Origin of the sequence: uncultured Lutibacter sp. (genome assembly GCF_937891065.1) — a bacterium.
Lineage (GTDB): Bacteria > Bacteroidota > Bacteroidia > Flavobacteriales > Flavobacteriaceae > Lutibacter.
Genome location: NZ_CALAEQ010000164.1, coordinates 1 through 10,023 on the forward strand (window position 1 = coordinate 1; position 10,023 = coordinate 10,023).

Annotated in this window: 7 protein-coding genes and 2 pseudogenes; 7 read left to right on the top strand and 2 right to left on the bottom strand. The window is 29.7% G+C overall.

Features of this window, described 5'->3' with window-relative positions:
- Positions 1–325: pseudogene (locus Q0352_RS09175) on the bottom strand (dGTPase); the annotation flags it as partial.
- A gap of 159 nt (positions 326–484) precedes the next feature.
- On the opposite strand from Q0352_RS09175, the gene Q0352_RS09180 reads away from it, so the two are divergent.
- The 3 genes from Q0352_RS09180 to Q0352_RS09190 all read left to right on the top strand — a co-directional run bounded on the left by Q0352_RS09180 (position 485) and on the right by Q0352_RS09190 (position 5,988).
- The gene (locus tag Q0352_RS09180) at positions 485–877 is read left to right on the top strand and encodes a carboxypeptidase-like regulatory domain-containing protein (RefSeq protein WP_299526920.1); all 393 of its coding nucleotides are present in this window, start codon (positions 485–487) and stop codon (positions 875–877) included.
- A gap of 172 nt (positions 878–1,049) precedes the next feature.
- The gene (locus Q0352_RS09185) at positions 1,050–3,827 is read left to right on the top strand and encodes a TonB-dependent receptor (protein WP_299526922.1); all 2,778 of its coding nucleotides are present in this window, start codon (positions 1,050–1,052) and stop codon (positions 3,825–3,827) included.
- A gap of 205 nt (positions 3,828–4,032) precedes the next feature.
- Entirely contained in the window at positions 4,033–5,988 is a 1,956-nt protein-coding gene (locus tag Q0352_RS09190) for a hypothetical protein (protein WP_299526924.1), read from the top strand.
- Positions 5,989–6,060: 72 nt separating this feature from the next.
- On the opposite strand, the gene Q0352_RS09195 is transcribed toward Q0352_RS09190, so the two are convergent.
- A complete protein-coding gene (locus Q0352_RS09195; protein WP_299526926.1) occupies positions 6,061–6,408 on the bottom strand; it encodes a membrane-binding protein in 348 nt (115 codons plus the stop codon).
- Positions 6,409–6,883: 475 nt separating this feature from the next.
- Here Q0352_RS09195 and Q0352_RS09200 point away from each other — a divergent pair, with 475 nt between their 5' ends.
- The 4 genes and pseudogenes from Q0352_RS09200 to Q0352_RS09215 all read left to right on the top strand — a co-directional run.
- Positions 6,884–7,888, top strand: a complete 1,005-nt coding sequence (locus Q0352_RS09200) for a hypothetical protein (protein ID WP_299526928.1) — start codon at positions 6,884–6,886, stop codon at positions 7,886–7,888.
- 104 nt (positions 7,889–7,992) lie between these two features.
- The gene (locus Q0352_RS09205) at positions 7,993–8,916 is read left to right on the top strand and encodes a PstS family phosphate ABC transporter substrate-binding protein (protein WP_299526930.1); all 924 of its coding nucleotides are present in this window, start codon (positions 7,993–7,995) and stop codon (positions 8,914–8,916) included.
- Positions 8,917–8,973: 57 nt separating this feature from the next.
- Positions 8,974–9,849: a phosphate ABC transporter permease subunit PstC gene (pstC, locus tag Q0352_RS09210; protein ID WP_299526932.1), complete on the top strand. Its 876-nt coding sequence runs from the start codon at positions 8,974–8,976 to the stop codon at positions 9,847–9,849.
- Positions 9,842–10,023: pseudogene (locus Q0352_RS09215) on the top strand (phosphate ABC transporter, permease protein PstA); the annotation flags it as partial. The gene pstC and the pseudogene Q0352_RS09215, both read left to right, overlap by 8 nt.

Sequence of the window (10,023 nt, forward strand, 5' to 3'; positions counted from 1 at the left end):
TTGCTACAATTGCGCCAAAATCGTTCATTTTATAACCTTCTTCACCTAAATTTGGATGATTTTTTAATACCTGCTCTCCTACAACTCTTCCCAATGAACGTGCAACTACACTAACTTCTAAACTATGCGTTAAACGGGTATGAACAAAGTCGGTTTTTGAAAGTGGAACAACTTGAGTTTTATCTTGTAAACTCCTAAATGAATCAGAAAAAATAATACGATCGTAATCTACTTCAAAACCTAAACGTGTTTCATCTTGTTGGATTCTTAATCTTTTTTGAGTGTCTCCAAATCGTTTTAAAGAAAGTAATTGCTCCCAGTTCATATTCGTTTTTTAAAATTTGATGCAATATACTTAATAATTTATATTATTTTATTTGATTTTATCTTGAAACTTAACCTTTAGATTATAAAAGCGTAAGACACAGTTAACGGTTACTTAACACTGTAGATGTTTATTTGTAGCATCTAATTATATGATACCATGCGCAACCTATTTATTACTTTATTTATTTTTACAACATCACAAATTTTTAGTCAGTCTTTTAGAATGAATTCATTAATTTCTGAAGAAAACCAAAACTTTAGTATTGAAGGGGTTATCTTAGATAGTGACAATTTAAATGAACCTCTATTTTTTGCTGAAATTCAAGTTAAAGACACAACAATTTCAGCAACAACTGATATAAATGGAACTTTTAAATTCAAATTAAAACCTGGCACTTATTCATTAAGTATCAGCTTTATAGGCTACAAAACTATTGAAACAGATGCTTTAATTGTAACTGCAAACAATACTATAAAATTAGAAAAATTATTATCTGGATTAAAATTACAACCTGAATTTTATTCGGCAATAACAGTATCTCAAAACTAAATTTAAAATCTTTTTTTAAAACTTAAGTGAATGTTACTAATTTGTAATCTTTATTAATTATTTTATTTACTTTCTAACTTTAAGTTAACGCATTTATCACCTTTAAATAACAACACATTAACCTTTCATTTACGTTCTAGCCATTTCTTTGCATCAAGAAATTTAGACAAAAATGAATAAAACAATAACATTATTATTTATACTATTAAGTACAGTAGTATTTAGTCAAACAAAAGGTACAATTTCAGGCACAGTGTTAGATAAAGAAGTTGATGACTCACCGCTTCCATTCGCAAATGTATTTATTAAAGGAACTACAATAGGGACTACAACAGAGTTTGAAGGAACATATACTTTTCAAGCAAACCCAGGAACTTATACGCTAGTATTCAGTTTTATTGGGTATAAAACTGTGGAAGTACCAAATGTAGTTGTAAAAGAAGGGGAAACAATTACAATTAACAAAACATTAAGTGCCAGTGAAGGAGTTTCACTTAGTGAAATACAAATTACAGGTACAACTAAAAAGGAATCTGAAAGCGTTCTTTTAACTGAACAAAAAAAAGCCACCGTTATTAAAGAAAGTATTGGAGCTGAAAGGTTAGCAAGAATTGGTGTATCTAATGCTGCTGCTGCAACATCAAAAATATCTGGTGTTACAAAAAATGAAGGTTCTGGTGATATTTACATTCGTGGTTTAGGAGATAGATATTTAACAACATCAATGAATGGTTTACCAATACCTTCTGATGATGTTGAAAAGAAAAATATGGATTTGAATTTATTCTCTACTGATATTATTCAAAATGTTAGTATTAGCAAAACCTATTCAACAGAAAACTACGTAGATCAAGCTTCAGGAAATGTTGATATTGTAACAAAAGAATATAATGGAGGTAAATTTTCAGTTGGTATTAGTGGAGGATCAAATACAAATGTATTAAAAAATGGTGTTTTTGATAATTTTAGAGCCACTCAAAATAGTAACGATTTAAGTTTTGGTTTTTACTCAAAAAAAAATGCTTTGGTGGATGCCATAACTTTACAAAGTTGGAACACTGAAACCAAAAGCACTCCTATAAACTTTGGAATTTCACTTTCTGGTGGTAAAAAGTTTCAATTATTTGGAAAAAATATTTTAATGTTTGCAACTGCATCACACAATTCATCCTCTAATCATGAACAAGGGATTTTCAAAAAGTACAGATCAAATGTTTTGAATAATTCGTTTTCAGATGTGGAAACTTATAAAACAACTATTAATACTACAGGGCTTTTTAACTTGACGTACCGATTAAATAATAGTCATAAAATAAAGTTCAACAGTTTATTTGTAAATAAAGCTATTGATAATTTATTTGAACAAGGAAGAAATGGAGAAGGTTTTGTTTTCGACCAAGACCCTTCAGAATATGGCGCTTTTGTTAGAGATCAAAATTTGAAGCAAACACGTATGTTCGTAAATCAAGTTTTAGGTACTCATGATATTTCTGAAACCAATACATTAAATTGGGCAGTTGGTTACAATTATGTTATTTCTAAAGAACCAAACCGTATTAGAAATGAGGTAAACATTAAAACAGATTTTATACCTAACGGTGTAACTCCAATAGATTTTACAGATAATAATACTGTGCAATTTGCACACGTTGGTGATTATCAACAAAGAAAATCTGATCAAAAAATTAAGGATACTGAACTTAATGGAACCATAAAAGATCAAATCACATTCAATGCTAATTCAGACAATCCAATGACATTGAATTTTGGAGCAAACTTTCGTCAAAAAGAAAGATATTTTAATTCATTATTTGCTGGAGTAAGAGCAAAAGGTTTTCAAGTTGAATCCATTGATGATTTATCTTCTGCTTTTCTTAAAATGTATTTCAATAATGGTTCTATAATATTAAGAGAAAGAGCTGAAGATGTTTATAAAGCTACCCTTGATACTTATGCTGGATTTGCTAATTTAGATTTTAGCTTCAACAAATTAACAGGAAACGTTGGTGTTAGATACGAAAAAGATGACTTAGGTATTATGTGGGACGTGGCAAATTACGTTGGTAGAGTTGGTTCATTAACCAATAATTATAACAATTTAGCGCCAAGTTTAAACTTAAAATATGAATTAAACGAAACTAATTTTATAAGATTTGCAGGTAGTAAAACTATTACACTTCCAGAGTTTAAAGAATTAGCACCTTTTGAATATGTTTCTCCTACAGGACGTGTTACAAAAGGGAATCCAGATTTAAAAGAATCTACAAACTATAATGTAGATGTAAAATGGGAAATGTATCCTTCTTCAAAAGAATTGGTTTCTGTAACAAGTTTTTATAAAAGAATTGAAAACCCTATTAACTTATCTCAAACAAGAGGTTCTTCAGGAAATTTTTCTTACGATAATACTGGTGAAAAAGCTGATGTTGTTGGAATTGAATTTGAAACAAGATTTGATTTAATTGATACTAAAAACAACAATCTAAACATAAATTTTAACGCTACAAAAATGTGGTTTAAACAAGATTTATTAGAGGAATTTCAATATAACAACAAAACAGTAGCTGATTTACAAGGTGCTTCTGATTTTATTGTAAACACTGCTTTAAGTTATTCAAATAATAAAGAAAATGAATTTGTAGCAACATTAGCTGGGAACTATTCTTCTGATAAAATTTATGCTCTTGGCGCTCCTGAAGATTTTACCAACAGTGCAATTTTATACAATGATGAAATTATAGAAAAAGGATTTGTTACTCTTGACCTTGTTTTAAGCAAACAACTAAGTAAAAACCTTTCAATGAAATTAACTGGAAAAAATATGTTGAATCCAAGTATTGAGCAATCTCAAAAAGTAAAACCTTTATCTTCTGAATTTGAAACAAATGAAATTATAAGTTCTTATAAAAAGGGAATGGATTTAAGTTTAGGGTTTAAATATACGTTCTAAAATAAAACATATAAAAAAATGAAAGAAGCTAATGGTTAACTATTAGCTGCTTTTTAATTACTAAAAAATTCAAGTAACAATATAGTAACATTCCCAATAAAATCAACTGATTTCATAATAAACACTTAATATTCTCTTAAAACCTAGGTATCATAATAAAAGGTTATTTGTATAAATAAAAATAATTAAATTCAAATTAAAAAAAATGAAAAAATCGAACTATAAATTTATTGGAATAACAGCACTTTTTGCTTTGTTAACCTTAGCTAGTTGTGATAATGATGATCCAAGTCCAATTGACAATACTACTAATGTGGTTATCGAAAATTTATCAAATGGAGTCATGAATGGTACTCTAGAAGAAGATTTTACTTTAAACTCTTCAACAAATTATGCTTTAACTGGTTCTTTTATTGTATCAGATGGAGTAACACTTACAATTCCTGCAGGATCACAAATAGTTGCTGACAATGGTGGAACTGACGTTTACATTGCGGTATTAAAAGGAGGAAAAATAAATATTAATGGTACAGACAGCAACCCAGTTGTTATGTCATCTGTTAATGCTGAACCAGGTGACTGGGGCGGATTAACACTTTGTGGAAAAGCAACTACAACAGCAGGTATTGATGCTGAAGCTGAAGTAGGTGGTTTTATTTATGGAGGTTCTGATGATACTGACAGTTCAGGTACAATTAAAAATTTAGTAATTATTGGTACAGGAGCACAAATTAATCTTGATTCTCAATACAATGGTGTATCATTTTATGCAGTTGGTTCTGGAACTACTGTTGAAAACGTTGCTGTAATAAATGGTTCAGATGATGGAGTGGAGTTTTTTGGTGGAACTGTTTCAGTAAAAAACTTATACTTAGAAAACAATGAAGATGACGCAATTGACTGGACTGAAGGTTGGAGTGGAACTGTTGATAATGCCTATGTAGTTCATACCATTGCTGGATTTTCTACTGTTGTAGAAGGTGATAAAGATAACAACAATCCAAAAATTAATAACCTAACTGCAATTTCAACTGTTGGAGGTACAGCTTTACAATTCAAATTAGAATCTGGGGCTACTATTTCGAACCTATATTTAAGTGGTTATGATACTAACATTGATATGAAAAATGATGGTGCTTTATCAAATGTTATGATTGACGGAGTTGCTGCAACTACAACAGATGCTTACAATACTGGTGCACTTGTTAATATTTCAGATTGGAATTTCATCAATGGACAGTTTGTAGCTCTTGAAGTATTAAATGGTAATATAGCTTCAAATAAAACTTTAACAGCTGACACAAATTATAGCTTAACAGGTTCTTATATTGTACAAGATGGTGTTACATTAACTATTGAAGCCGGAACAAAAATTACAGCTGATAAAGGAGGAGTTGATGTTTATATTGCTGTTCTTAAGGGAGGTAAAATTGATATTCAAGGTACTGCAACTAATCCTGTTGTTATGTCTTCTGTAAATGCAAGTCCTGCTGATTGGGGAGGATTAACAATTTGTGGTAAAGCAACAACTACTGCTGGTGTAGATGCTGAAGCTGAAGTTGGTGGATTTATTTATGGTGGTACTGATGATGCTGACAATTCAGGATCCATAAAATACTTAGTAATTAAAGGAACTGGAGCACAAATTAATCTTGATTCTCAATACAATGGAGTTTCATTATACGCTGTTGGCTCAGGAACAATATTAGAAAACATTGCAGTTATTGATGGTGCTGATGATGGAATTGAATTTTTTGGAGGAAGTGCTTCTGTAACTAATATTTATTTAGAAAATAATGAAGATGATGCTGTTGACTGGACAGAAGGCTGGAATGGAACAGTTACTAATACTTATATTTCACATACTGTTGCAGGTTTTTCTACGGCTTTTGAAGGAGATAAAGTTAATAACAATCCAAAATTTGTAAATGTAACAGCTATTTCAAGTGTTGATGGTACAGCATTACAATTCAAATTAGAATCTGGAGCAACTATCACAAACTTGTATTTAGAAGGTTATGCTAAAAATATTGATATGAAAAATGATGGAGCTTTATCTAACGTTCAAATTGATGGATCTGATGCTACAACAACTGATGCTTACAATGCTGGTACTAAAGTTGATATTTCTACTTGGTCTTGGATAGAGGCAGGTTTATAAAAAATTATTTAATTACATAAAAAAGGCTGTTAGTTTAAAACTAACAGCCTTTTTTTTATATGTTGATTTAAGTTAATTTACCGCTAAGCTTTTTTCTTCAACATTAACTATTTTGTTTAACTTATAAGTAACAACATTAACTTTATCTTTCTTAAAATAAGTCCAAACACCATCCTTTTTCCCATTATTGTAGTTTGCAATAACCGTTTTATTTCCTTGAAGATCATAACTAATCCAGGTGTTGTGTAATTTTCCTTCTTTATTAAAAAAACCTTCACGTTCAACGGCTTCATTATTATCAGCAAAATAATAAGTAGCTTGTACTAAATCATTATCTAATTTTTTGTAATCTACTTTTTGTTCTTGTGAAAATGCTGTTACACAAAACAACATTAATACTAAGTTTAGTATTGCTTTCATATCTATATAAATTTTTTAGTTAATACTACTTTTTAATGATACTCAAATGTATGCAATTAGCAATAAATTAACCATTTGTTAACGTTAAGTTTACATTAAGTTTTTTATAAAATAACCTATTTAATTGATTTATAGACACTTACAACATACCCGGATTTAGACCAAATATTTGGGTATTAAAAAAACCTTTATTTCAATAGTTATATTTACTAAATAAATATTAAGAACAAACTTATTAATTACTTAATATTTGGGTTACATTAAAAATGAAATATAGTTAGATATTTGATCATCTATAATTTGATATCTACAGTATTTCATTTCATATTCGTTTTTGTCAACAATAATTTGAAATGTGAGACCACCTTTAAAAGGTGGTCTTTTTTTGTAACTTAATTAGTTATTAAATAACATGCACTTAACATTTAATTAACAATAGTGTCAGTTATTTGCCTTGACAAAAACGGATACTATTATGAAAAAACAACTATTATTTTTAACGGCCCTCATTTTATCAATTGCTTCTTTTTCACAAGAAGCAAAAGAAGAGTTTAAACCAAATGGAAAACCTCTTTTTGATATTCATTGGAATTACCACACAGATTTATCTGAAAACGCAGAGAAAACCAGTGCTTTTGAATTAAAAAGAGCATATTTGGGTTATAGCTACAAATTCAGTAAAACAATTTCAGCTAAAATAACTTTTGATGTTGGAAGTGATGATGTAAGCGCTTATACAGCCTACCTAAAGGCAGCTCAATTAGATTGGGAAGTTTCTCCAGCTGTTAAATTAAGTATGGGTTTAATTGGTATGAAACAATTTAAAGATCAAGAAAAATTTTGGGGATACCGATATATATTTAAGTCTTTCCAGGATCAAAATGGTTTTGGTAGCAGTGCCGATTTAGGTATAAATGCAGAATTTAAAATAAGCAAAAACCTAAAAGCAAATTTCTTAATTGCGAATGGGGAAGGTTATAAAAAATTACAAGATGAAGATGGGAAACAAAAAGTTGGAGGTAGTTTAGTATTTACTCCAATAGAAGGTTTAACAACAAAAATTTATGCCGATAGTCAACCATCAATAGATTCAGATGCCATAACTACTTTATCCTTATTTGCAGGTTATGATGCTTCAGATTGGAGATTAGGAGTTGAATACAACAAAATGAATAATGGCAAAAAATATTCAAGCCCAGCACAAGATCACAATTTAGATGGGTTATCATTCTATTCAACATACGTTATTAGTAAAAAGGTAGAAGTTTTTGGTCGTTTTGATCAATTAAGCTCAAATATATTATCTGGAGAATCTGAAGCTTGGAATATGGCAAAAGACGGAAATCAAATTATAGCTGGTATTCAAGTAGCCCCAGTGAAAGGTCTTAAATTTTCATTAAACTATCAGAACTACAGTTTTGATGATAGCGCTATAAATAATAAATCTTTAGTGTATTTAAACGCTCAATTTAAATTATAATCTGCTTAAATTTAATAGATTAATACAAATTAATTAATTTTTAGTTAACCCAAACTTAACAATCAAGTCATTCCTTTGCATAACAAAATAAAAGAAACTAAAAAATGAAAAAAATACTATTTATAATATCACTTGCTCTTATAATAGGATCTTGTGGTGAGAAAAAAGAAAAGACAGCAGAATTAACAGGATCAATTGCTATTGATGGTTCAGGAACTGTTTTCCCAGTTTCAGAAGCTGTTGCTGAAGAATTTTTAAAAGTTGAACCTAAAGTAAGAGTAACTGTAGGAGAGTCTGGAACCGGTGGCGGGTTTAAAAAATTTGGAACCGGAGTTATTGATATTTGTGATGCTTCAAGAGAAATTAAAGAAAAAGAAATTGCACTTTGTCAAGAAAATAATATTGAATATATACAATTAACCGTTGCACTTGATGGTATTACTGTAGTGGTTAATAAAGACAATAGCTGGGCTAAAACAATGACTACAGAAGAACTCAAAAAACTTTGGGAACCAAATAGTACTGTTAAAAAATGGAATGACATTAGAGCTGAATGGCCAAATGAAGAAATTCATTTATATGGACCAAATACTTCTCACGGTACATACGATTTCTTTACTGAAGTAATTATGGGTGAATCAGGAGCAAGTAGAACAGATTACAATGCTGTGTCTGATTATAATGTTGCTGTTCAAGGTATCGAAAAAGATGTGAATGCTTTAGGCTATTTTGGTTTATCTTATTATGAAGAAAATAAAGATAAATTAGGAGTTGTAGGAATTGATAATGGTAATGGTGCTGTTTTACCAAGTATAGAAACAGTAGCAAGTAATGAATATGCTCCTTTATCAAGATCATTATTTATATTCTTAAATAAAAAATCGGCTCAACGTCCAGAGGTTCAAAAATTTATTGCTTTTTATTTAGACAATGCTCCACAATTATCGAAAGAAGTTGGTTATGTTCCTATGCCTCAAAATGGATATGATGAACAAAAGGCTGCTTTTAATAAAGTGATTTTAAAGTAATAAAATTATTAAATTAAGTATTTGCCGATAAGTTTTCCTTGTCGGCAATTTTAATATATGAGAATTAAAGAAAAAATAATTGAAAACATATTGAAGCTTTGTGCTTCTATTACAATATTTACAACCATTGGTATTATTGCTGTACTTTTGTTTGAGAGTATTTCGTTTTTTAAAAATGTGTCAATATTTGAGTTTTTAACTGATACACAATGGACACCTTTATTCAGTGAAAAGCATTTTGGTATTTTAGCACTTGTATCAGGAACTTTTTTAACAGCAGCAATTGCAATTGCAGTTGCATTACCAATAGGGTTAACAATTGCTATTTATTTAAATATGTACGCTCCTAAAAGTTTTAGAAAAATATTAAAACCCTTTCTTGAAATTTTAGCAGCAATACCAACGGTAGTTTATGGCTTTTTTGCATTAACAATTGTTACTCCTTTTTTACAAAGCATTTATCCAGATTTAGAAACATTTAACTCTTTATCCGCAGGAATTGTAATGGGTATTATGATTATTCCATTTATTTCTTCCTTAAGTGAAGATGCTTTATATGCCGTTCCAAAAGCATTAAAAGAAGCCTCTTTTGGGATGGGAGCAACTAAATTTCAAACAGCATTTAAAGTAATGATTCCCGCAGCTTCATCTGGTATTATTGTATCTATTATTTTAGCAATTTCAAGAGCCATTGGTGAAACTATGATTGTGGCTATTGCAGCTGGTCAACAAGCCCAGTTTACATTAGACCCTACAATCCCAGTTCAAACAATTACTTCATATATTGTACAGGTAAGTTCAGGTGATGCACCTCAAGGTTCACTAGAATATAAAACTATTTTTGCTGCTGGTCTTACACTATTCTTGTTCACTTTTATCCTAAACAGCATTAGTTTTTGGATAAAGAAAAAATACCAAGAGAAATATGAATAATTTAAGAAAAAATAAACTCAAGGATGAGGCTTTTAAAATCCTCGGGGTATTATTTACCTTGTTTGGAATTTTAATGTTGGTAATTTTAATTTACAATATCTTTAAAATAGGCCTAACAAGAATCAATTGGAGTTTCTTAACAAGTTTACCTTCAAGAAAACCTGAAGAGGCAGG